Origin of the sequence: Micromonospora sp. NPDC005203 (genome assembly GCF_042872705.1) — a bacterium.
Taxonomy (GTDB): domain Bacteria; phylum Actinomycetota; class Actinomycetes; order Mycobacteriales; family Micromonosporaceae; genus Micromonospora.
This window is the reverse complement of the sequence record NZ_JBIAKV010000001.1, coordinates 417,296-438,548: the sequence shown is the minus strand read 5'-3', so window position 1 is coordinate 438,548 and position 21,253 is coordinate 417,296. Positions and strand designations below refer to the sequence as shown.

Below are 21,253 nucleotides of genomic sequence, written 5' to 3'. Positions count from 1 at the left end.
GCCGCCCGGTCGGCCGCCGACGCAGAGTCGACGCATACCCACTCCAAATGCGGATAGAGGACGACATGAGCGAGAACCTTCCCGGCGGGCCACTGACCCTGGCTGACGGCCTCACCCTCAGCCGGATGGGCTACGGCGCGATGCAGTTGGCCGGCCCTGGTGTCTTCGGCCCGCCCCGCGATCGCGAGCAGGCGCTCGCCGTGCTCCGCGAGGCCGTCGACAGCGGCGTCCGGCACATCGACACCAGCGATTTCTACGGTCCGGTGGTGGTGAACGAGCTGATCCGCGAGGCGCTGCACCCGTACCCCGAGGATCTGCACCTGGTCACCAAGGTCGGCGCGCGACGCGGCGCCGACCGCTCCTGGATCCCGGCGCTGGCGCCGGACGAGCTGAAGGCCCAGGTCCGGGACAACCTCCAGCACCTCGGCCTGGACGTCCTCGACGTGGTCAACCTGCGGGTCGGTGTGGCCGAGGGCACCGGCGACGATCCCCTCTCCGAGCAGTTCGGCGCCCTCGCCGACCTGCGGCAGGAGGGGCTGATCCGGCACCTCGGGCTCAGCAACGTCACGCTCACCCAGCTCACCGAGGCCCAGGCCATCGCCCCGGTGGTCACCGTCCAGAACCTCTACAACGTCGCGAACCGGCAGGACGACGCCCTGGTGGACAGGTGCGCGGCGGAGAACATCGCGTTCGCCGCGTTCTTCCCGCTCGGCGGGTTCACGCCGTTGCAGTCCGACACGCTCAACGACGTGGCCACCCGGGTGGGGTCGTCGCCGCAGCAGGTCGCCCTCGCCTGGCTCCTCCAGCGCTCCCCCACCACCGTGCTGATCCCGGGCACCTCGACGCTGGCACACCTGCGGGAGAACCTCGCGGCGGCAGATCTGAAGCTGCCGGCCGACGCGATCGAGGAACTCGACGCCATCGGCGGGTGACGCCCGGATGCGGACCGCCACACGGCGGTCCGCGTCACCCGCCCGCTTCGCTCAGGTCCGCCGCCCGGTCCAGGTGGGTGAGAAACCGCCGTACCGCCGGTGGTCGGCTCCGACCAGCGACGGTCGCGGCGAAGATCCGCCGGACGGAGGCGTCGTCGGGGTGCAGCCGGAGCAGGGTCAGGTCGGATGGAGCGGCGCGTACGGCCAGGGCCGGCACCAGCGCGACGCCCAGACCGGCCGCGACACAGCCCAGCTTGCCGGTCCACTCGGCCGCGACGATATCGATCCGCGGGCGAAAACCCGCCGGTAGGGTCGCTCGCAGCAGAGTCTCCTCGGCGGTCGCCGAGCCGGCGACGAACGACTCGTCGGCCAGGTCGCGCAGGCGGATGGTCCGCCGGTGAGCGAGCCGATGCGTCCGGGGAACGGCTACCAGAAGCGTCTCGTCGACGAGGTGGTGCAGGTCGAACTGGTCGGCGTCGAGCGGCTGGTCCGCAGCGGCACTCACCACGGCGACGTCGGCGTCGCCGTGGACCAGGCGCTCCAGCAGCCCGGGCGTGAGCCCCTCGACAAGCGACAGCGCCACCTCGGGATGCTCGGACTTGAAGCTGGCCAGCGCACGTGGCACAAGCGCGGCGACAGCCGTGGGAAACGCGCCGACCCGCAACCGGCCGGCGGAGAGGTCGCGCAGCGCCGCCAGGTCCCGCCGGGCGGTGTCCAGCCGGTCGAGCACCGCCTCGGCGTGCCCGAGCAGGCAACGGCCCTGCTCGGTCAGAGCGACACCGCGCGGCAGCCGGTCCAGCAACGGCGACCCGGTCGCGGCTTCCAGCGCGGCGATCTGTCGGGACACCGCCGACTGGGTGCAGCGCAGACTGCGGGCCGCAGCCGTGAGGGAGCCATGCTCGGCCACGGCACGGAAGACCTGGAGCGCGTTCAGCTGCATCGTGCCATGCTCCCGCAGCATGGCAGTAATGCGAAACAATCGCTGGTAGCATGACTTCCCGCACCCTAGCGTTGGCGAGATGAACGAGATCGCCCTGTTGGGTACGGGCACGATGGGCACCGCGATCGGCCGTCGGCTGCTGGCCACCGGGCACCGGCTCACCGTCTGGAATCGCACGTCCGCCCGCACGGCGCCGCTCGTCGATGCCGGGGCGCGAGCCGCCGGCAGCCCGGCCGAGGCGATCCGCGACGCCGACGTGGTGATCACCATGCTCACCGATGCGCTCGCCGTCCGACACACGCTTGTCGACTCCGGTGCGGCACTGGCGCTGCGGCCGGGCACCCCCGTGATCGAGATGTCCACCATCGGTCCCCGGGCCGTGGCCGAACTGGCCACGCTGCTGCCGGCGGGCGTACCGCTTGTCGACGCTCCCGGCGCCGGCAGCGCCGGAGCTGCCGAGACGGGCCGGCTCGTGGTGTTGGTCGGCGGGGAGGAGGCGGTCGTCGAGCGGGTCGCCCCGCTGCTGGGGACGTTGGGCACCGTCCGTCGCTGCGGCGTCTCCGGCCGGGGCGCCGCGTTGAAGCTGGTGCTCAACACCGCGCTGGTCACCGCGGTCACCGCGGTCGCGGACGCGCTCACCGTCGCGGACGCCGTCGGCGTCGACAGACGTACCGCGATCGACGCACTTGGCACCGGGCCGCTCGGCGGCGCGGTCGCCCGGGCGACCGCCACGGACGCCGCGTTCGCCGCCGCCCTGGCCGCGAAGGACGCCCGGCTCGCCCTCGACGTGCTCGGCGACGCGCCGGCGCCGCTGCTGCGCGCCGCCGCGTCGGCGTTGGCGGCCGCGCGCCATCCGCAGGACGACATCGCCCGTCTCACTGACCCCGCCGCAGCCGAGGAGAAGTCGTGAACGTGACCCTGGACAACCCCGCGACCGTCGCCGCGCCGTTCGGCGACCGGTTCGCGCACGTCGCCCGCCTCGACCTGCCCGGGGGCGCGCTGCTGATGCTCTCCGGCCAGGTCGGGGTGGACGACGCCGGCGCGGTGGTCGCACCCGGCGACGTGCGGACGCAGTCCGAACGGATCTTCGAGTTGATCGGCGCGCTGCTCGCGGCGCACAGCGCCACCTTCGCCGACGTGCTGCACGTCCGGACGTTCCTGACCGACCTCGGCGACCTGGCCGGCTATGCGGACGTCCGCAACCGCTACTTCGGCCAGACCAGGCCCGCCAGCACCACCGTCGAGGTGAGCCGGCTCTTCCTCGACGGCGCAGTGCTGGAGGTCGAGGTCACCGCAGCCGTGACCACTGGTTGACCGCCATCGGCCGATCGTCGTGGCGATCGGTGCAGCGCTGGCTTCAGGGCTGGTGCGGCCGGTTGCGGACGAGGGCGAGGGTGAGCACGGCCGTGACGAGGAAGACGATGCCGTTGATCCGTAGCCCGGCCTGGACGCCGGAGGTCATGGCTTCGGCAATCGCCGCCCGGACCGGGTCGGGCAGCGGCTGGTCGCCGGTGACACCGGCGGCCACCGCCGCCTGCACGGCGCCACGGGTGGGCTCACCGACCTGGTGCGCGGCCAACCGGCCGGGCAGGTCGGCCAGCATCGTGGTGGTCAAGAGCGTGCCCAGCAGGGACGTGCCGAGCACGGAGCCGACCTGTCGCGCGGCGTTCACCGCGCCGGAGGCCATCCCGGCCTGCGCGGGCGCGACGCTGGCCAGCGCGGCGGCGGTCGCCGGGGCCACCACCAGGCCGCCCGCGGCACCGAACAAGGCGAACAGCGGCCACCGGTGACCGAAGGACGCGGTGGGACCCTGGGCCGCCAGACCGAAGCTCGCCGCCGCACCGAGGACCAGGCCGAGGGTGAGCGGCGCCTTGAAGCCGGTACGACGGATCGCCCGCCCGGCGCCGAAGGCGACGACCACGTAGGCGCCGAAGAGCACGAGCATCCGCCAGCCGGTGTCCAGCGGGCTGAGGGCCTGGACACGTTCGTGGAAGAGGACCAGCAGGATCGCCACGCCGGTGAAACCGAACAGCGACACCGCGGCGACGACCATGACGGCGCTGAACGACGCGGCCCGGAACAGCCGCAGGTCGAGCATCGGCGCATCGGAACGCAGCTCGACCAGGACGAACGCGACGACTGCGGCAGCCGCGGCGATCCAGGCCACCGTCACCACCGGGCTGGTGTAGCCGTCCTTGCCGCCCTGGATCAGGGCGTAGACGGCCGCGGCGATGGCGACGGTGCCGAACAGCAGGCCGGGTACGTCGAGTCGGCCCGCGCTCGGCCGGGACTCGGCCACTCCGATGGCGGCGACGAGGGTGACCACGCCCAGCACGATCGTCGACAGGTAGACGCTGTGCCACGCGTAGTGCTTCAGCAGCGTGCCGGCGATGAGTGGGCCGATCGCGAGCCCGATGCCGGAGGCCGCCGACCACGCGGTGATGACCTCGGTACGTCGGTGCGGGTCGGTGAACGTCGCGCCGAGGATCGCCAGGCTGTTCGGCAGGATCAGGGCTCCGCCGAGGCCGGCGACCAACTGCCCGAGGATCACCCAGGCCACGGTCGGGGCACCGGCCACGACGGCGGCACCAACGATCATCGCGAGGACCCCGGCACCGAACATGCGCTTGCGCCCGTAGCGGTTGCCGAGGGTGGCGGCGGACAGCACCACGCTCGCCACCATCAGCGTGTAGGCGCTCGGCACCCAGATCAGGGTGGTCGGGTCGACCCGCAGATCCTGCTGGATCGTGGTCAGCGCGGAGACCGTCGCGGTGATCTGGAGGAACGTGATCATCGCGCCCAGGCACATGGCGACCAGGGTCACCGGGCGGGAACCGCGGACGGCGGAACGGACGACGCCGGCCGGTCCGGACGCGGGTGGGGCTGCGGTGTTGCCGGTCACGGGACTTCCTCAGGGCTGGTTGAGCTGACTTGCTCATGCTGAAGTCAGCACACCCCAGTGAAGCACCTGACTAACTGCCATGCAAGTCAGGTAGGCTGGGCGGCATGGAGGACCTACGGGACGACCGCGACGCCTGGTCGAGCGAGAACTGCTCGGTGGCCCGCGCGATGGACATCGTGGGCAGCAGGTCAACGGTCCTGATCATGCGCGAGGCCCTGCTCGGCACGCGCCGCTTCGACGACTTCGTCCGCCGGGTCGGCGTCGGCGAACCCGCCATGGCCGCCCGGCTCAAGGAAATGGTCGCCGCCGACCTGCTCGAACGGATCCCGTACCGGGAGCCGGGGCAGCGCACCCGCCACGAGTACCAGCTCACCCGCAAGGGCCGCGAACTCCTGCCCGTCATCACCGCTCTGCGCAACTGGGGCGACACCTGGGCCGCCGACGACGCCGGCCCGTCCATCGTCGCCACCCACCACGACTGCGGCCAACCGGTCCGCGCGGTGCTCCGCTGCGCGGCCGGCCACGAGATGACGGACGGCGACATCGACATCGCCGCCGGCCCGGGCCTCATCCGGCGCGACTGACAGCCGAGGCGGCGGTACGGTCCGCTGACGAGTGCGGCGGCCGGCGCACGGTGGCGCACCGGCGACCGCTGCGGACCGGCCGTAGACCCCCTGGAGGAGCACCATGGAGCTGACCGAGCCGACCGTCTGGAGCACCGACCGGCTGGAGCTGGGCGAGGGGCTGCGCTGGATCGACGACCGACTGGTCCTCGTCGACCTGCTGGCCGGGCGGCTGTTGGAGACCGACGGCGACGCCCCGACACCGCTGCGGGAGGTGCGCCACCTCGACGTTCCGCTCGGTGCGGTCGCCCCGGTGACCGACCGACCCGGCGAGTGGCTCGCCGCCGCCGGGACCGGCATCACCGTGCTGGCCGCCGGCGGCGACTCCCGACCGGTTGCCGACCTGGTCGGCGACGCGCCCGAGCCGACCCGGATGAACGACGCGGTCGCCGACCCGCACGGCCGATTCTGGGCCGGCAGCATGACGTACGCCGCGGTCCCCGGCGGGGGCACGCTGTACCGGCTGGCCCCCAGCGCGGCACCGGTGCCCGCCGTGACCGGGCTGACCATTCCGAACGGGCCGGCGTTCGACGCCACCGGCACCACCATGTACCTGGCCGACACACCGCGCGGCGAGATCGACAGGTTCACCGTCGACCCGGGCACCGGTGACCTGCACGGGCGGGAGCCGTTCCTGCGGCTCTCCCCCGACGACGGCGGCCCGGACGGCATGACCGTCGACGCGGCGGGCCACCTCTGGGTCGCGTTCTGGGGTGGCTCGGCGGTCCGCCGCTACCGGCCCGACGGCACCCTGGACCGGCAGATCCGGCTGCCGGCGAAGCAGCCCGCCGGCATCTGTCTGGGCGGCCCCGACCTGCGCCGACTCTTCATCGGCACCGCCCGGGTCGGGCTGGGCGCCGCGGGTCCGCAGGACGGCGCGCTGCTCGCGGTGGACGTCGAGGTCCCCGGCCTGCCCGCCGCGTACGCCGCCGCGCCGGCGAGCTGACCGAGGAATATCGGACGCCAGGGCGGGAACAACCGCACCGGAGCGCGCTACCGACCGGCAGGAGGCGGGACGATGGGCATCGTGAGGCGGGCGTCATGAACGGGCCGGTGGGCGACGAGTCAGTGGGCGAGCTGGAGTTGGTGCACACCTTCACCGGCCCGATGCCGACCGGGGTGAGCGTCTCGCACCAGGGCCGGATCTTCGTCAACTTCCCGAAGTGGGGCGACGAGGTGCCGGCCACCGTCGTGGAGCTGCGCGACGGCCGGGAGGCGCCCTACCCCGACCAGGCGTGGAACGACCCGTCGGGCGACGCCGACGCGGGCGCGTTCGTGTCGGTGCAGAGCATCGTGGTGGACCCGGCCGACCGGCTCTGGGTGCTCGACACCGGCAGCCCGATGTTCCAGCCCACGAAGCCGGGCGGCCCGAAGCTGGTCCGGATCGACCTGGACACCGACACGGTCGCCCAGGTGATCACCTTCCCGGCGGACGTGGCGCTGCCGACGACGTACCTCAACGACGTCCGGTTCGACCTGCGGCGCGGTGAGGCGGGGGTCGCGTACATCACCGACTCGGCGGACTCCGGGCCGAACGGGATCATCGTCGTCGACCTGGCCAGTGGCGCTTCCTGGCGGCGGCTGCACGACCACCCGTCCACGAAGGCGGAGCCGCTGGCGACGTTCCGGCCGGTGGTCGAGGGCCGACCGTTCCTCGAACGGCCGGCGGACGGCCCGCCGAAGCCGGTGGGCATGGGCTCCGACGGGATCGCCATCTCGGCCGACGGCAGCAGGCTCTACTACTGTCCGCTGGCATCGCGCCGACTGCACAGCGTCTCCACCGAGGCGCTGGCCGACCCGGGCGTCACCCAGGAGGCGGTCGCCGCGACAGTCGTCGACGAGGGGGACCGGGGCACCGCCTCGGACGGGTTGGAGAGCGACGACGCGGGGCGGCTCTACCTCACCGCGTACGAGCACCACGCGGTGCTGCGCCGGCTGCCGGACGGCGAGTACGAGACACTGGTCCACGACCCGCGGCTGCTCTGGCCGGACACCATGTCGGTGGCCACCGACGGGTACCTCTACGTCACCGCCAACCAGCTGCACCGGCAGGCGCAGTACCAGCGGGGCAAGGACCTGCGGCGCAAGCCGTACGCGCTGTTCCGTACCCGCATCGACGCCGGCCCGGTGCTGCTGCGCCGCTGACCCAAGTCACCGACCCCTGGCGACCGGTGCGGAGCGGGGGCGGGGGCGGGACGTCAGCTTGTCGGCAGGGCGCGGTCCAGCAGGTCGAAGAGGGCGGCCCAGTGGCGCTCGGTGGCCTGCTCGTCGTACATCGGGGTGTCGGCCATGGTGAAGCCGTGGTGCGCGCCCTCGTAGACCTCGGAGCGGTAGCGCACGCCGGCCGCGTCGAGTGCCTTCTCCAGCGTGGCGATCTGCTCGGGCGTCATCGACCGGTCGGCGTCGGCATGCCCGAAGTACACCTCGCCGGTGATCGCGCCGACGGCCAGGTGGGGGCTGTCCGGCGCGTCGGTGACGAGATACCCGCCGTGGAAGCTGGCGATCGCGGCGATGCGGTCCGGGTGCGCCTCGATGGCCCGCAGCGCGTTCGTGCCGCCCAGGCAGTAGCCGGTGATGGCGACCGGACCCGGCCGGACGTCGTCGCGGGCGGCCAGGAAGTCGAGATACGCGGTGGTGTCCTGGTCGAACACCTCCGGGGTCAACGCGCCGACCAGCGGCATGATCTGCTCGAAGAGCGCGGCGCGCTGGTCCGGCTCACCGAGTCGGGACAGGTCGAACAGCGGTGCCCGGCCGGCCCGGTAGAACAGGTGGGGCGTCACCACCAGGTAACCCCGTGCGGCGATCCGTTCCGCCATCTCGACCAGGCGCGGGCGCGGGCCGAAGGCGTCCATGAAGAGCAGCACCGCAGGGAAGGGACCGTTGCCGTCCGGCCGGGTCAGGGACGCGTCCGCCACTCCGTCGCTGGTCGGGATGTCCACCGTCGTCGTCTGCACCGTGCCTCCTCGTCCGAATGTCCTTGATCGTCAAGGACGTTACTCGCCGGGCAGCCGGCCCGTGCGGCAGCCGGGGACCGTCGATCCCTGGATAAGCCGACCCTGGGTGGTGGTCGGCGACCGATCCAGGCTTGTCCACGACCGATGAGGGACACCGCCGACCTGGGAGTTGTTGTGCTCGACCTGACCGTTCCGGACCTGACTGGAAAACTCGCCGTCGTGACCGGTGGCAGCGACGGCCTGGGCCTCGGCCTGGCCACGCGGCTGGCTCGCGCCGGAGCCGAGGTGGTGCTGCCGGTCCGCAACCCGACCAAGGGCGCCGCCGCGCTGGACGCCGTCCGGGCCGCCGTGCCGGGTGCCGTCGTCTCGACCCGGAAGCTGGACCTCGCCTCGCTGGACTCGGTGGCCGCGCTGGCCGACACGCTGCTCGGCGAGGGTCGACCGATCCCGATCATGATCAATAACGCGGGCGTGCTGACGCCGCCGACCCGGCACGCCACCGCCGAGGGCTTCGAGCTGCAACTCGGCACCAACCACCTCGGGCACTTCGCGCTGACCGGGCGGCTGCTGCCGCTGCTGCGGGCCGGCCACGCCCGGGTGACCACCATGTCGAGCAGCGCCGCCCGTTCCGGCCGGCTCAACTGGGACGACCTGCAGAGCAACCGTCGGTACGCGGCGATCCGCGCGTACAACGCGTCCAAGCTGGCCACCCTGCACTTCGGCTTGGAGCTGGACCGACGGAGTCGGGCCGGCGACTGGGGCATCGTCAGCAACGTCGCCCATCCGGGTACGACCATGACCAACCTGTACGCGTCCGGTCCCAACCTGGGACGCAGCCGGCCGTCACTCCACCACTCGATCATGAGCCGGCTGGCCCGCCGGGGCGTCCTGGTGCACTCGGTGGAGGCCGGGCTGCTCCCCGCCCTCTACGCCGCCACCAGCCCACGGGCGCGGGGCGGCCGGTTCTACGGCCCGGACGGGCTGGGGCAGTTCACCGGCAAACCCACCGAGCTGGCCGTCTACCGCTCCGCGCGCGACACGTCTGACGCGGCACGGCTGTGGACCGTCTCGGAGCGGCTGGTGGGTGTCGAGTTCGTCGGGAACTGACCGACGTACGCGTCCGCGTGAACGCGGCGTCAAGAATTGGCGGTGGCCCGTCGAAACGGCGTATCGGCGGGCGCACCGCCGCCGCCCGGTGGTGACGATGGACCCATGAGTCCTTGGCGGATGACACGCTGGGAACGCGGAGACCCCCCACCCGGCAGCGACACCGACAGCAGCCCGAACGCGGCCGTTGGCCGGCCCGGGGAACCGGACCGCCGGCACGAGGCGCTGGTGAGCGTCCGACTGGGACCGTCCGCGCCCGGCAGTCACCTGGTGGAGTACCTGCGGCACGAGCCCTGCGCCGTCGACGCGTGGTGGATCGCCGCCGACGTCGACGCCGTGGTGCGACTCTCCGCCGACAGCATGACCGTGCTGCACCGGGCCGTGGCCGACCTGCGCCGCCGGGCCGGGGTGGAGGTGGTCGTGGCCAACCACATCCTCCGCGCGCTCGACCTGACCACGCAGGCGGAGCCGCGTACCGGGAGGGACGCCCCGGCGTGGGCGGTGTCTGCCGCATGAGCCGCCCCGACGTTGGCCGCCGGATCGTGGTGGGCGTCGACCGGTCGTTCGCCGGAATGCAGGCGCTGCGCCGCGCGGTGCAGCTCGCCCGCCGCGACGGCGCGCGACTGGACGCCGTACGCGCCTGGGTCTTCGCTCCGACGTGGCGGCCCGGCACCCTGACCTGGCGGTGGCAGGACGAGTGCGACCGGGCCGCGGTGGTCTACCTGCGCGGCGTCTTCGACGCGGCGCTCGGCGGCATGCCCCGGGACGTGACCGTCCGCCTGGTGACGACCCAGGGGTACGCCGGGCAGGTGCTTGTCGACCACGCGCACCGGGAAACCGACCTGCTGGTCGTCGGCAGCCCGGAACGCGGACGGTTCGGCCGGTCGCGTGGCCACGTCACCCGGTACTGCGTGACGAGGGCAGCCGTACCGGTCGTCGCGGTGCCCGCGCCGTCGTGGGCGCGGGCCGCGACGATCCGCCGCTTCGCGCACGACCTCGAACGTTTCAGCCGATGACCTCTTCTTCCCACCGCTTCGAAAGGACCAGCCCCACCATGGACGAGGCCCCGACAATTTACGCCGTTCCGGTGCGTGACCTGCCGGGACGGCTGGTGCGGACGGTGCGAACCGGCCGTTCGCCGCAGGGCCAGCGGCTGGGCATCGCCTTCACCCGGCCGGAGCTCCTGGCCGCCGCCATGGGTCCGGATCAGCCGTGGGAAGAGCTGTGCGAGTCGGCGCTGCGGCGCATGCTGCGGCCACTCGGCATCGACGTGATCCAGGTCGATCCGTTGCTGGTGGCGCCGCCGCTCGACCCGAGCAGCGGAGACCGGGCCGCGCCGAACGTGCCGACCGCACCCGCCGGCCCGTGGTCCGAGGCCGTTCCGGTCCCGGTCGGCCCCGCACCCGCCACCGCTCAGGCGCGGACGAAGCGGACCGCGTCGGCGACCACATAACCGTTGGTGTTCTCCGTGCGGATAAGCACGCTCGCGCCGCTGCCCGCCGTGAACGGGTAGGTCCCCAACGGCACCCACTGGCCGCCGGCCTGCCGCTGGTCCACCATGCGGGTAACCAGCCCGCCGGAGTATTCGATCTCCACCGGCACGTTCGTCGCGCGGTTCGGGTCCGCGGTCCAGCGCAACTGCACGGTCCACGAGCCGGAGGCGGGCAGTGTCGGGCGGAACCGCAGTCGGTTGACGCCCTTGGCGGTGTTGCCGTCGTGCTCGTAGTCCGGGCCGTAGTAGCCGCCGATGCTTGTGCTGCGCAGCCACGTGCCGGCCCGGGTGATCTCGCTGCTCGCCGCGTTGTCCAGGATCACCTCGCTCGTCGAGCCCCACTCCAGCACCGCGCCGTCCTGCCGCAGCCGGGCCTGGAGGGTGGGCACGGGCACCTCCTGCACGGCGAGGTTCCCGGCGAGGGCCAGCGCCGCGGCGGTGGCCGCCGCCTGCCCGAGGATCATGAACACCGGCTCCATCCGGATCGAGCCGTATGCGATGTGGCTCGCCGAGAGGCAGACCGGCACCAGCAGGTTGCCGCACTGCGCCCGGTGCGGAACGATCGCCCGGTAGCTCACCGGGAACGGCGCCGGCACTGCGATCTGCACGTCCCCCTCGTTGCGCACCTTGCCGTCGACCACCACCCGTTGACAGTTATGCGAGTCCATCGTGTAGCTGGCCAGGCCCACCGAGTCGGCGGCGCGTACCCGGCCTCGGCAGTCGGCCTCGGTCATCACGTACGCGGAGAGCATCCGGCGAGCCTCGCGGATGTAGAGCAGCGGCGGCCAGCCGCCCGTGCTGGTGAACTCGTCGACCGGCAGCCCCCAACGGGCCGTTGAGTCGCGGACCGACGCCGGCAGTCGGGGGTCGTTGGCCAGGAACCACATCAGCCCCTGCTGGTAGGTGCGGTGCTCGGCGATGATGCTCTCCCGCACGGCCCAGCCCGCCGTCGGGTACGCGTGGTTGAAGCCGATGTGGTCGGTCGACACGGCACCGTTGTTGTTCGAGTCGGTCTTCCCGCCGCCAATCGAGTGAGTGGTGAAGTGCGGCCCGGCGTAGCCGGCCTGGATGTGCCGCAGCAGCAGCTCGTAGCGGATCGGGTCGTAGCCGGACGGCTTGCCGAACGGGATCCGGTTGGCCGCCTGGGTCAGGCACATTCGGAAGCAGTACGCCTGGATCCGGTCGTCGCCGCTGCCCTGCGGGGCGAGCGGTGCGGCGGAGATGCCCGGCAGCAGACCGCTGGCGGGCGAGCCGGCCGTCACGTACGGGTCGACGGGGTAGGCGAACTGGTGGGTGTTGCGCGACTGCACCCCGTTGATCGTCTCGCCGTAGGTGTCGTTGGACTCCCGCCCGACGGTGAAGCCCACCCCGGCCAGGGCCAGCAGGTCACCCTCATAGGTGGCGTCGACGAACACCCCGCCCCGGTAGATCGAGCCGTCCTCGGTGCGCAGCTCGGTGATCCGGTCGCCGCTGCGGCCGAGACTGCTGAGCCGGGCATCGACGATCACCGGCACGCCCGCTTCGGCCAACATCTCGGCGAAGACGGCGGCGGCGACGCGCGGTTCGAAGGTCATCCGCAGCGGTGACGTCGGCGAGAGGGTCCCGCCGTGGTACCTCACGTACACCCGGCGGTAGAACTCGGCGGCGAGGCCGCCGATGGACGCCTGGACGCCGGTGTCGGTGGCGCCCAGACCGGCGGTGCTCAGCCCGCCGACGTGGCTGTTGGGTTCCACCACCACGGCGGTGCGACCGAGTCGGCGCATGGTGATCGCGGCGGCCAGCCCGCCGGAGGTAGCACCGTAGACGACCAGATCGGCGGTGGTGACGGCGGCTCGGGCGGGGCCGGCGCGGAACGGGTCGGTGAGGCCGGCCAGGACGAGGCCGGCACCGCCGGCGGTCAGCAGCCGACGACGGGACAGGGGCTCAGACACGGCGGGGCTCCCGAGGGGTAACCGGTGGAGGGGACGGTTACAGAAGCACGCCGCTGCCGCTGCGAACGAGATTCTTCAATGTCTGCCGGCGGGTGTCAACGGGTCAGGGGCGGTAGCGGTAGCCCATTCCCGGCTCGGTGATGAGGTGGCGGGGACGGGCCGGGTCGTCCTCCAGCTTGCGCCGCAGCTGGGCCAGGTACTGCCGCAGGTAGTTGGTCTCGTTCTGGTACTCCGGCCCCCACACGTCCTGGAGGAGCTGACGTTGGCTGACCAGCTTGCCCGGGTGGCGCAACAGCTTCTCCAGCACGCTCCACTGAATGGGGGTCAGCTTGACCTCGGTGCCGTCGTCGCGCCGCACGCGGTGGTCGGCCAGGTCGACGGTGTGCTGGCCGATCCGCAACGCCGGCACCGCCTCGCTGGGGCCACCGAGACGACGGGTGACGGCACGGATGCGGGCCAGCAGCTCCTCCACCCCGAACGGCTTCGTCACGTAGTCGTCGGCGCCGGCGTCGAGGGCGGCGACCTTGTCCTCACTGCCGGCCCGGCCGGAGAGCACGATGATCGGCACGGTGGTCCAGCCGCGCAGGCCGCGGATCACCTCCACGCCGTCGATGTCGGGCAGGCCGAGGTCCAGCACCACCAGGTCGGGTGGGTGGCTGGCGGCGGCCTTCAACGCGGCGGCCCCGGTGTCGGCGACGTCCACGTCGTACCGGCGGGCGCGCAGGTTGATCCGCAGGGCACGCAGGATCTGCGGCTCGTCGTCGACGACCAGGATGCGCGTCATTCCTGCGGCCCCTCCGAGCTGGTCTGCGCGGCGGCTGGCAGCCGCAACACCATGGTGAGCCCACCTCCGGGGGTGGTCTCCGGGGTGATGCTGCCACCCATCGCCTCGGCCAACCCCCGGGACAGGGCGAGCCCGAGACCGACACCGGTCTGGTTGTCCCGGTCACCGAGGCGTTGGAACGGCAGGAAGACGTGCTCCCACTGGTCCTCCGGGATGCCCGGCCCCCGGTCGATCACCCGCAACTCCACCTGGCCGGCGTGCGCGCTGGCGGTGATGGTGGGCGGCTGGTCCGGCGGGCTGTAGCGCAGCGCGTTGGCCACGATGTTGACGAGCACCCGTTCCAGCAGGCCCGGGTCTGCGGTGGCGGCGGGCAGGTCGGCCGGGATGTCCGTGCCGACCGTCGCGGCCGCCGGGCCAAGTTCGTCCAACGCCAGGGGTACGGCGTCCTCCAGGCCGATCGTGGTGGCCGTGATGCCCAGGACGCCCGCCTGGAGCCGGCTCATGTCCAGCAGATTGCCGACCAGGCGGGCGAGCCGGTCCAGCGACTCCTCGGCCGTCTCCAGCAACTCCTCGCGGTCGGACTCGTCGAACTCGATGTCGTGGCTGCGCAGGCTGGTCACGGCGGCCTTCGCCGACGCCAGCGGCGTACGCAGGTCGTGGCTGACCGCGGCGAGCAGCGCGGTGCGCATCCGGTCGGCGGCGGCCAGCGGCCGGGCGGTGGCGGCCTCCTCGGCGAGCCGTTCCTGACGCAGCGCGACGGCGGCCTGGGCGGCGAACGCCTCGACGATGCGCCGGTCGGCGGCCTCCAGCCGGCGGCCACTGAGCACGACGGTGATCCGCTCGTCGACGGGTACCGCCGTCTCGCCGGCGTCGGGCGTGCACGCTGGCTGCTCACCGACGCTGGCCACGACACACCAGGCGTGCTCCTCGCGGGCGCGCTCCGGACGCCCACTGGCCTCCTCGGCCAGTTCCAGCACGCTCACCGCGCGCAGACCGAACGTCTCCCGGAGCTGATCCAGCAGGGCCGGCAGCGGGCGCTCGCCGCGCAACACACCACCGGCGACGGCGGCGAGGGTCTGCGCGTCGGCGGCGGCCCGCGCGGCCTCCCGGGTCCGCCGGGCGGCCACGTCGACGATCCAGCTCACCGCGAGCGCCACCCCGACGAAGACGGCCAGGGCGAGCAGGTTGTCCGCCTCGGCGATGGTCAGCGTCCGGTACGGCGGGGTGAAGAACCAGTTGAGCAGCAGCGATCCGCCGAGCGCGGCGACCAGGGCCGGCCACACCCCGCCGACCAGCGCGACCCCGACGACCCCGGCGAGGAACAGCAGGATGTCGTTGGTGAGCGTCAGGTCGGGCAGCGTCTTCAGCAGCAGGGTGAGCAGCGGCATGCCCAGCACCGCCAGGCCGAAGCCGAGCAGTCGGCGGCGTCGGGACAGCGCCGCCGGCACGGCCGCCGCCCGACGGCCCTTGCCGGCCTGCTTGTGGGTGACCAGGTGCACGTCGATCGACCCGGAGAGCGCGGTGGTGGTGACCCCGACGCCCCGAGCGAAGATCTGCGCGAGGCGACCGCGCCGGCTCGCGCCGAGCACCAGTTGGGTGGCGTTCACGCCCTGGGCGAAGTCCAGCAGCGCGGCCGGCACGTCGGTGCCGAGCACCTGGTGGTACGTGCCGCCCAGGCTCTCCACGAGGACTCGTTGGCGGGCCAGTTGGGCCGGGTCCGCGCCGGCCAGGCCGTCGCTGCGGGCCACGTGCACGGCGAGCAGGTCGGCGCCCTTGCTGCGGGCCGCGACCCGGGCCGCCCGGCGGATCAGCGTCTCGCCCTCCGGGCCACCGGTCAACGCGACCACGACCCGTTCCCGGGCCTCCCAGGTGGCCGCGATCCCCTGCTGACTGCGGTAGCGGTCGAGCTGCTCATCGACCTTGTCGGCCAGCCAGAGCAGCGCCAGCTCGCGCAGCGCGGTGAGGTTGCCGACCCGGAAGTAGTTGCCCAACGCGGCGTCGATCTTGTCGGGTCGGTAGATGTTGCCGTGCGCCATCCGCCGGCGCAGCGCCTCCGGGGTCATGTCGACCAGCTCGACCTGCTCGGCGGCGCGGACGATCTCGTCCGGCACGGTCTCCCGCTGAGTGGTGCCGGTGATCTGGGCGACGACGTCGTTCACCGACTCCAGGTGCTGCACGTTGACCGTGGACAGCACGTCGATCCCCGCGTCGAGCAGCTCCTGGACGTCCTGCCAGCGCTTGTCGTGCCGGGAACCGGGCACGTTCGTGTGCGCCAGCTCGTCGACGATCGCGATCTCGGGCCGGCGGGCCAGTACCGCGTCCAGGTCCATCTCGGTGAACTCGGCGCCCCGGTAGTCCATGGTGCGGCGGGGCACCTGCTCCAGGTCGCCGAGCATCCCGGCGGTCTGCTGGCGGCCGTGGGTCTCCACGAAGCCGATCACCACGTCGGTGCCGCGCGCGGCCCGCCGCTGGGCCTCCTCCAACATGGCGTACGTCTTGCCGACGCCGGGGGCGGCCCCGAGATAGATGCGCAGTTCTCCGCGTGGCACGGGGACCATCCTCCCTGGTCAGATCGCGGGGCGGGGCCGCGCCCGGTCGGCACGGCCCCGCCCGCGACTGCGCTCAGCGCGCGGCGAACTGCTTGTCGAGAGCGCTGTTGAGTTCCAGCACGTTGACCCCGGGCTCACCCATGAAGCCCAGCCCGCGCCCTGCTGTGTGCTCCTCGACCAGGTCGCGGACCGCCGCCGGGTCCGCGCCGCGCTCGCGCGCGACCCGGTTCACCTGCAACTCGGCGTACGCCGGGCTGATCTGCGGGTCGAGACCGCTGGCGCTGGCGGTGACCGCGTCGGCGGGCACCGCCGGTTCGGCGGGCGCGTCGCCCCGGATCGGAGTGACCACCCCGCCGGCGGCCACGTAGTCCTCGCCGGGCTGGGCCGGCTCCACCGTCACCCCCTGGTACGAGGAGACGAACGGGGTGGCCGGGGCGGCCTGGTTGACGCTTACCACCCGGGTGACCCGGCCGGTCAGACCGTCGGCGCGGAAGACCGCGAGCACGGCCCCCACCCCGTCGTCGGTGCAGTACGGTCGCCGACCGTCGACGCCGTTCAGTTCGCCGACGGACTTGCTGCGCCCGCACACCTGGGTGAGCAGGCTCTCGCTGGACTCCTCCGGGTCGGTGGCGATGGTGTCGACGACGCTCTCCGGGCCCAGGTTGCTGGCCGAGGTGGCCGTCGGGTCGTAGCCGTCGCCGGCGGCGGAGGGGCGGGACTGGAAGTAGCGGGCGACGGGGTTGCCGTCCGCGTCGGTGAAGGACTGGCCGATCAGCGCGCTGCCGACGGTGTTCCCGCCTGCGGTGATCAGCGAGCCGTCGGCCTTGTGGTGGAGGCCGGGCAGCTGACCGAGCGCGACCAGAGCCAGCGGGTAGACGAGGCCGAGCAGCACCGTGAAGACGAGTACGGCGCGCAGCGCGGCGAGGTGTTGGGCGATCCAGGTGGGTAGGCGCATCACGAAATCCCCGGGATGAACTGGATGAGCAGGTCGATGAGTTTGATCCCGATGAACGGCACGATGATGCCGCCCAGCCCGTAGACCAGCAGGTTGCGGCCGAGCAGCTTCGACGCGGCGGCCGGCCGGTACCGCACGCCCCGCAGGGCGAGTGGGATCAGCGCGATGATCACCAGGGCGTTGAAGATGACAGCGGACAGGATCGCCGACTCCGGGCTGGACAGTCGCATGATGTTCAGCGCGTCCAGGCTCGGGTAGAGGCCGGCGAACATGGCCGGGATGATCGCGAAGTACTTCGCGATGTCGTTGGCGATGCTGAACGTGGTCAGCGCGCCCCGGGTGATCAGCAGTTGCTTGCCGATCTCCACGATTTCGATCAGTTTGGTCGGGTCGGAGTCGAGGTCGACCATGTTGCCGGCCTCCTTGGCGGCCGACGTGCCGGTGTTCATCGCCACCCCGACGTCGGCCTGGGCGAGCGCCGGGGCGTCGTTGGTGCCGTCACCGGTCATCGCGACCAGCCGGCCGCCCTCCTGCTCCCGCTTGATCAGCGCGAGCTTGTCCTCCGGCGTCGCCTCGGCCAGGAAGTCGTCCACCCCGGCCTCGTCGGCGATCGCCTTCGCGGTGCGCGGGTTGTCGCCGGTGATCATCACGGTCCGGATTCCCATCCGGCGCATCTCGTCGAACCGCTCCCGCATGCCGGACTTGACGACGTCCTTGAGGTGGATGACGCCCAGGGCGCGGGCGGGCTCACCGTCGACGTGCTCGGCGACCACGAGCGGGGTGCCACCGGTGCCGCTGATCGCGTCCACGATCTCGCCGACCTGCTCGGTCGGGTGGCCGCCGTTCTCCCGTACCCACTTCATCACCGCTGCGGCGGCGCCCTTGCGGACCCGGCGGGCCGTGCCCACCGCGCCGCCGTCCACGCTGCCGTCCGGCGTCAGGTCGACGCCGCTCATCCGGGTCTGCGCGGTGAACGGTACGAACGTGGCGTGCGGCATCACGCCGGGCTCACGCTCGCGCATCCCGAACTCGTTCTTTGCCAGGACGACCACCGAGCGCCCCTCCGGGGTCTCGTCGGCCAGGCTGGACAGCTGCGCGGCGTCGGCAAGCGCCGCGGGGTCGACCCCCTCGACAGGTACGAACTCGGCGGCCTGCCGATTGCCGAGCGTGATGGTGCCGGTCTTGTCCAGCAGCAAAGTGTTGACGTCACCGGCCGCCTCGACGGCCCGGCCGCTCATGGCGAGGACGTTGCGCTGCACCAGCCGGTCCATGCCGGCGATGCCGATGGCGGAGAGCAGCGCGCCGATGGTGGTGGGGATCAGGCAGACCAGCAGCGAGATCAGCACCACCCCGGTGACGCCGGAGCTGGTGATCGCGCCGCTGTCCGGTGCGGCCGCCTGGTACGCCTTGGAGAAGATGGCAAGCGGCTGGAGGGTGACCACGGCCAGCAGGAAGATGACCGTGAGCGCGGCGAGCAGGATGTTCAGCGCGATCTCGTTCGGTGTCTTCTGCCGGTTGGCGCCCTCGACCAGGGCGATCATCCGGTCGATGAAGCTCTCCCCCGGCTTCTGCGTGATCTTGACGATGATCCGGTCGGAGAGCACCTTGGTGCCGCCGGTGACCGCGCTGCGGTCACCGCCCGACTCCCGGATCACCGGAGCCGACTCGCCGGTGATGGCCGACTCGTCGACGCTGGCGATGCCCTCGACGATGTCGCCGTCGCCGGGGATGGTGCCGCCCGCCTCGACCAGCACGACGTCGCCCTGGCGCAGCTCCGGCGCGGGCACCGCCTCGTCGCGGTAGGTGTTGGCCCTCGCGCCCGGCTTCCAGTCGATCAGCCGGGTGGCGATGGTGTCCTTCTTCGCCTGCCGCAGCGTGGCGGCCTGGGCCTTGCCCCGGCCCTCGGCGACCGCCTCGGCCAGGTTGGCGAAGACCACCGTCAGCCAGAGCCAGACGGTGATCGCCCAGGCGAACACCGACGGGTCGAGCACCGCCAGGACGGTGGTGAAGGCCGCGCCGACCTCGACGATCAGCATCACCGGGTTGCGCCACAGCGTGCGGGGGTCGAGCTTGCGTACCGCGTCCGGCAGGGACCGGATGAGCTGCTGGGGGTCGAGCAGGCCCCCGCCGATCCGGTTGCCCTGGGTGGCGGGCGTACCGGGGAGTTGCTCTGTTGGGGCGGACGTGACGGACATGTCCTCGTTCCTCATGATGGTCAGAGCCCCTCTGCCAGCGGGCCGAGCGCGAGCGCGGGCAGGAAGGTCAGCGCGACGAGGACCACCGTGACGCCGACGACCATGCCGATGAACAGCGGTCGGTGGGTCGGCAGGGTGCCCTCGGACGCGGGGGTGGGTGCCTGGCGGGCCAGTGAGCCGGCCAACGCGAGCACGAAGATGAGCGGCAGGAAGCGGCCCAGCAGCATGCACAACCCAAGGGCGGTGTCCCACCAGGTCGTGTTGACGGTGATGCCGCCGAAGGCGGAGCCGTTGTTGTTGCTGGCCGAGGTGAACGCGTACAGCACCTCGGAGAGGCCGTGCGGGCCGACGTTGAGCGCCGTGGAGTTGTTGCCGGTGGCGAATGCGGCCGCCGTACCGACGAGCACCAGGATCGGCGTGATCAGGAAGTAGAGCGAGGCGAACTTGATCTCGCGCGACCCGATCTTCTTGCCCAGGTACTCGGGGGTGCGACCCACCATCAGGCCCGCCACGAAGACCGTGATCACCGCGAGGATGAGCAGGCCGTAGAGACCCGAACCGGTGCCGCCCGGCGCGACCTCGCCGAGCATCATGTTGACCATTGTCATCATGCCGCCGAGCGAGGTGAACGAGTCGTGGAACGAGTTCACCGCACCCGTCGAGGTGAGCGTGGTGGCGGCAGCGAAGGTGGCCGAGTTCGACACGTCGAACCGCACCTCCTTGCCCTCCATCGCCGCGCCGACCGCCTGCGGCACCGTGCCGTGGCCGGCCAGCTCGAAGATGTTGGTGATGGCGACGCTGAGGAACGCGAGGATGCCCATCACCGCGGCGATGGCGTAGCCCTGCCGGTTCTGCCCGACCATCCGGCCGAAGACCCGGGGCAGGCTGAACGGGATCAGGAAGATCAGGAAGATCTCCAGCCAGTTCGTCCAGGTGGTCGGGTTCTCGAACGGGTGCGCGCTGTTGACGTTGTAGAAGCCGCCACCGTTGGTGCCCAGCTCCTTGATCACTTCCTGGCTGGCGACCGGACCACCGGTGATGGTCTGGGCGCCGCCGGTCAGCGTGCTCACGTCGGTGCCGGCGGAGAGGTTCTGCACCACGCCGCCGATCATCAGCGCGATGGCGCCGAGCACCGCGATCGGCAGCAGGATCCGCAGCACGATCCGGGTCAGGTCGACCCAGAAGTTGCCGAGCTGCCCGGTCCGGCTGCGGGCGAAGCCGCGTACCAGCGCGACCGCCACCGCGATGCCGACCGCCGCCGACACGAAGTTCTGCACGGCCAGGCCGGCCATCTGCACCAGGTGGCCCATCGTCGACTCACCCGAGTACGACTGCCAGTTGGTGTTCGTCACGAACGACACGGCCGTGTTCCACGCGCCGTGCGGCACCACCGGGTCGAAGCCAAGGGACAGCCACAGGTGGTTCTGCACACGCTGGAACACGTACAGGAACAGGATCGAGACCGCGGAGAACGCCAGCACGCTGCGGGCGTACACGCCCCAGGTCTGCTCGGTGGCCGGGTTGACTCCGACCAGCCGGAAGATTCCCCGCTCGACCCGGGACTGCTTCGTGCCGGCGACCGCCCGGAACATGTAGTCGCCGAACGGCTTGTAGACGGCGACGAGGGCCGCCACCAGCGTCACGATGAAGATGACGCCCGCTGTTGTCATGGTCATCAGAAGCGCTCCGGAAACAGCAGGGCGAACACCAGGAACGCGCCCAGGACGATCGCGAGCACCAGACCGACGGCGTTTACCGCGTTCACAGCTTCTCCACCGCCCGGACCACCAGGGCGAGCACTGCGAACAGCACCACCGTCAGGACCACGAACACCACGTCAGACACGCTGACTCCTCTTACCGGAAAGGTTCGTCGCGACCGCCTTCCGG

General features: G+C 72.1%; 20 protein-coding genes. 10 read left to right on the top strand and 10 right to left on the bottom strand.

Translation table 11 applies throughout. The annotated features are described in order from the left end of the window. The first annotated feature begins 65 nt into the window (after positions 1–65). Positions 66–932 (top strand): oxidoreductase, encoded by an 867-nt coding sequence (locus ACFYPM_RS02160; protein ID WP_387190286.1) that lies wholly within the window; start codon positions 66–68, stop codon positions 930–932. 34 nt (positions 933–966) lie between these two features. On the opposite strand, the gene ACFYPM_RS02155 is transcribed toward ACFYPM_RS02160, so the two are convergent. Beyond that, complete coding sequence (locus ACFYPM_RS02155) at positions 967–1,893, bottom strand: LysR family transcriptional regulator (protein WP_387190284.1); 927 nt, start codon at positions 1,891–1,893, stop codon at positions 967–969. Between the two features lie 58 nt (positions 1,894–1,951). Between ACFYPM_RS02155 and ACFYPM_RS02150 the strand changes: the two genes are divergently transcribed. Both ACFYPM_RS02150 and ACFYPM_RS02145 read left to right on the top strand, forming a co-directional pair. Next, entirely contained in the window at positions 1,952–2,782 is an 831-nt protein-coding gene (locus tag ACFYPM_RS02150; RefSeq protein ID WP_387190281.1) for an NAD(P)-dependent oxidoreductase, read from the top strand. Continuing rightward, positions 2,779–3,186: a RidA family protein gene (locus ACFYPM_RS02145; RefSeq protein WP_387190279.1), complete on the top strand. Its 408-nt coding sequence runs from the start codon at positions 2,779–2,781 to the stop codon at positions 3,184–3,186. Before ACFYPM_RS02150 ends, ACFYPM_RS02145 begins: the two co-directional genes overlap by 4 nt. A gap of 43 nt (positions 3,187–3,229) precedes the next feature. Here ACFYPM_RS02145 and ACFYPM_RS02140 read toward each other — a convergent pair whose 3' ends face one another. After that, positions 3,230–4,774 carry an MFS transporter gene (locus ACFYPM_RS02140; RefSeq protein ID WP_387190276.1) on the bottom strand — a complete coding sequence of 515 codons (1,545 nt, stop codon included), beginning with the start codon at positions 4,772–4,774 and terminating at the stop codon, positions 3,230–3,232. 104 nt (positions 4,775–4,878) lie between these two features. Between ACFYPM_RS02140 and ACFYPM_RS02135 the strand changes: the two genes are divergently transcribed. From ACFYPM_RS02135 to ACFYPM_RS02125, 3 genes are all read left to right on the top strand, one after another. Then, the gene (locus tag ACFYPM_RS02135) at positions 4,879–5,358 is read left to right on the top strand and encodes a winged helix-turn-helix transcriptional regulator (protein ID WP_387190274.1); all 480 of its coding nucleotides are present in this window, start codon (positions 4,879–4,881) and stop codon (positions 5,356–5,358) included. Positions 5,359–5,461: 103 nt separating this feature from the next. Continuing rightward, positions 5,462–6,343 carry an SMP-30/gluconolactonase/LRE family protein gene (locus tag ACFYPM_RS02130; protein ID WP_387190272.1) on the top strand — a complete coding sequence of 294 codons (882 nt, stop codon included), beginning with the start codon at positions 5,462–5,464 and terminating at the stop codon, positions 6,341–6,343. A 95-nt stretch (positions 6,344–6,438) separates the two neighbouring features. Next, positions 6,439–7,542, top strand: coding sequence for an L-dopachrome tautomerase-related protein (locus tag ACFYPM_RS02125; RefSeq protein ID WP_387190270.1), 1,104 nt, complete (start codon positions 6,439–6,441; stop codon positions 7,540–7,542). 53 nt (positions 7,543–7,595) lie between these two features. Here the strand turns inward: ACFYPM_RS02125 and ACFYPM_RS02120 are convergent, their stop codons facing one another. Beyond that, positions 7,596–8,351 carry a dienelactone hydrolase family protein gene (locus ACFYPM_RS02120; protein WP_387190267.1) on the bottom strand — a complete coding sequence of 252 codons (756 nt, stop codon included), beginning with the start codon at positions 8,349–8,351 and terminating at the stop codon, positions 7,596–7,598. A 144-nt stretch (positions 8,352–8,495) separates the two neighbouring features. On the opposite strand from ACFYPM_RS02120, the gene ACFYPM_RS02115 reads away from it, so the two are divergent. The 4 genes from ACFYPM_RS02115 to ACFYPM_RS02100 all read left to right on the top strand — a co-directional run bounded on the left by ACFYPM_RS02115 (position 8,496) and on the right by ACFYPM_RS02100 (position 10,911). Further along, positions 8,496–9,458, top strand: a complete 963-nt coding sequence (locus ACFYPM_RS02115) for an SDR family oxidoreductase (RefSeq protein WP_387190265.1) — start codon at positions 8,496–8,498, stop codon at positions 9,456–9,458. 105 nt (positions 9,459–9,563) lie between these two features. Then, a complete protein-coding gene (locus tag ACFYPM_RS02110; RefSeq protein WP_387190263.1) occupies positions 9,564–9,974 on the top strand; it encodes a hypothetical protein in 411 nt (136 codons plus the stop codon). Beyond that, a complete protein-coding gene (locus ACFYPM_RS02105) occupies positions 9,971–10,474 on the top strand; it encodes a universal stress protein (RefSeq protein ID WP_387190261.1) in 504 nt (167 codons plus the stop codon). The genes ACFYPM_RS02110 and ACFYPM_RS02105 overlap by 4 nt, the downstream gene beginning before the upstream one ends. 38 nt (positions 10,475–10,512) lie before the next feature. Beyond that, entirely contained in the window at positions 10,513–10,911 is a 399-nt protein-coding gene (locus ACFYPM_RS02100) for an SAV_915 family protein (protein WP_387190259.1), read from the top strand. Here the strand turns inward: ACFYPM_RS02100 and ACFYPM_RS02095 are convergent. The 7 genes from ACFYPM_RS02095 to kdpF all read right to left on the bottom strand — a co-directional run bounded on the left by ACFYPM_RS02095 (position 10,872) and on the right by kdpF (position 21,129). Continuing rightward, positions 10,872–12,881, bottom strand: coding sequence for an FAD-dependent oxidoreductase (locus tag ACFYPM_RS02095; protein WP_387190257.1), 2,010 nt, complete (start codon positions 12,879–12,881; stop codon positions 10,872–10,874). The two genes, ACFYPM_RS02100 and ACFYPM_RS02095, sit on opposite strands and share 40 nt — an antisense overlap. 103 nt (positions 12,882–12,984) lie before the next feature. Continuing rightward, positions 12,985–13,665 carry a response regulator gene (locus tag ACFYPM_RS02090; RefSeq protein WP_387190254.1) on the bottom strand — a complete coding sequence of 227 codons (681 nt, stop codon included), beginning with the start codon at positions 13,663–13,665 and terminating at the stop codon, positions 12,985–12,987. Continuing rightward, a complete protein-coding gene (locus ACFYPM_RS02085; protein WP_387190252.1) occupies positions 13,662–16,214 on the bottom strand; it encodes a DUF4118 domain-containing protein in 2,553 nt (850 codons plus the stop codon). Before ACFYPM_RS02085 ends, ACFYPM_RS02090 begins: the two co-directional genes overlap by 4 nt. 73 nt (positions 16,215–16,287) lie before the next feature. Next, positions 16,288–17,169 carry a potassium-transporting ATPase subunit C gene (locus ACFYPM_RS02080; RefSeq protein ID WP_387190250.1) on the bottom strand — a complete coding sequence of 294 codons (882 nt, stop codon included), beginning with the start codon at positions 17,167–17,169 and terminating at the stop codon, positions 16,288–16,290. Next, complete coding sequence (gene kdpB, locus ACFYPM_RS02075; RefSeq protein WP_387190248.1) at positions 17,169–19,364, bottom strand: potassium-transporting ATPase subunit KdpB; 2,196 nt, start codon at positions 19,362–19,364, stop codon at positions 17,169–17,171. The genes ACFYPM_RS02080 and kdpB overlap by 1 nt, the downstream gene beginning before the upstream one ends. A 20-nt stretch (positions 19,365–19,384) precedes the next feature. Beyond that, complete coding sequence (gene kdpA, locus ACFYPM_RS02070) at positions 19,385–21,040, bottom strand: potassium-transporting ATPase subunit KdpA (RefSeq protein WP_387190246.1); 1,656 nt, start codon at positions 21,038–21,040, stop codon at positions 19,385–19,387. Then, on the bottom strand, positions 21,040–21,129 hold the full coding sequence (kdpF, locus tag ACFYPM_RS02065) for a K(+)-transporting ATPase subunit F (protein ID WP_036390805.1): 90 nt from the start codon (positions 21,127–21,129) through the stop codon (positions 21,040–21,042). Before kdpF ends, kdpA begins: the two co-directional genes overlap by 1 nt. Positions 21,130–21,253 lie beyond the last annotated feature (124 nt).

Coding starts and splice junctions, on each gene's coding strand:
- ACFYPM_RS02160 (WP_387190286.1), top strand. CDS start 66: ATGAGCGAGAACCTTCCCGGCGGGCCACTGACCCTGGCTGACGGCCTC.
- ACFYPM_RS02155 (WP_387190284.1), bottom strand. CDS start 1,893: ATGCTGCGGGAGCATGGCACGATGCAGCTGAACGCGCTCCAGGTCTTC.
- ACFYPM_RS02150 (WP_387190281.1), top strand. CDS start 1,952: ATGAACGAGATCGCCCTGTTGGGTACGGGCACGATGGGCACCGCGATC.
- ACFYPM_RS02135 (WP_387190274.1), top strand. CDS start 4,879: ATGGAGGACCTACGGGACGACCGCGACGCCTGGTCGAGCGAGAACTGC.
- ACFYPM_RS02130 (WP_387190272.1), top strand. CDS start 5,462: ATGGAGCTGACCGAGCCGACCGTCTGGAGCACCGACCGGCTGGAGCTG.
- ACFYPM_RS02125 (WP_387190270.1), top strand. CDS start 6,439: ATGAACGGGCCGGTGGGCGACGAGTCAGTGGGCGAGCTGGAGTTGGTG.
- ACFYPM_RS02115 (WP_387190265.1), top strand. CDS start 8,496: ATGAGGGACACCGCCGACCTGGGAGTTGTTGTGCTCGACCTGACCGTT.
- ACFYPM_RS02110 (WP_387190263.1), top strand. CDS start 9,564: ATGAGTCCTTGGCGGATGACACGCTGGGAACGCGGAGACCCCCCACCC.
- ACFYPM_RS02105 (WP_387190261.1), top strand. CDS start 9,971: ATGAGCCGCCCCGACGTTGGCCGCCGGATCGTGGTGGGCGTCGACCGG.
- ACFYPM_RS02100 (WP_387190259.1), top strand. CDS start 10,513: ATGGACGAGGCCCCGACAATTTACGCCGTTCCGGTGCGTGACCTGCCG.
- ACFYPM_RS02090 (WP_387190254.1), bottom strand. CDS start 13,665: ATGACGCGCATCCTGGTCGTCGACGACGAGCCGCAGATCCTGCGTGCC.
- ACFYPM_RS02080 (WP_387190250.1), bottom strand. CDS start 17,169: ATGCGCCTACCCACCTGGATCGCCCAACACCTCGCCGCGCTGCGCGCC.
- kdpB (WP_387190248.1), bottom strand. CDS start 19,364: ATGTCCGTCACGTCCGCCCCAACAGAGCAACTCCCCGGTACGCCCGCC.
- kdpA (WP_387190246.1), bottom strand. CDS start 21,040: ATGACCATGACAACAGCGGGCGTCATCTTCATCGTGACGCTGGTGGCG.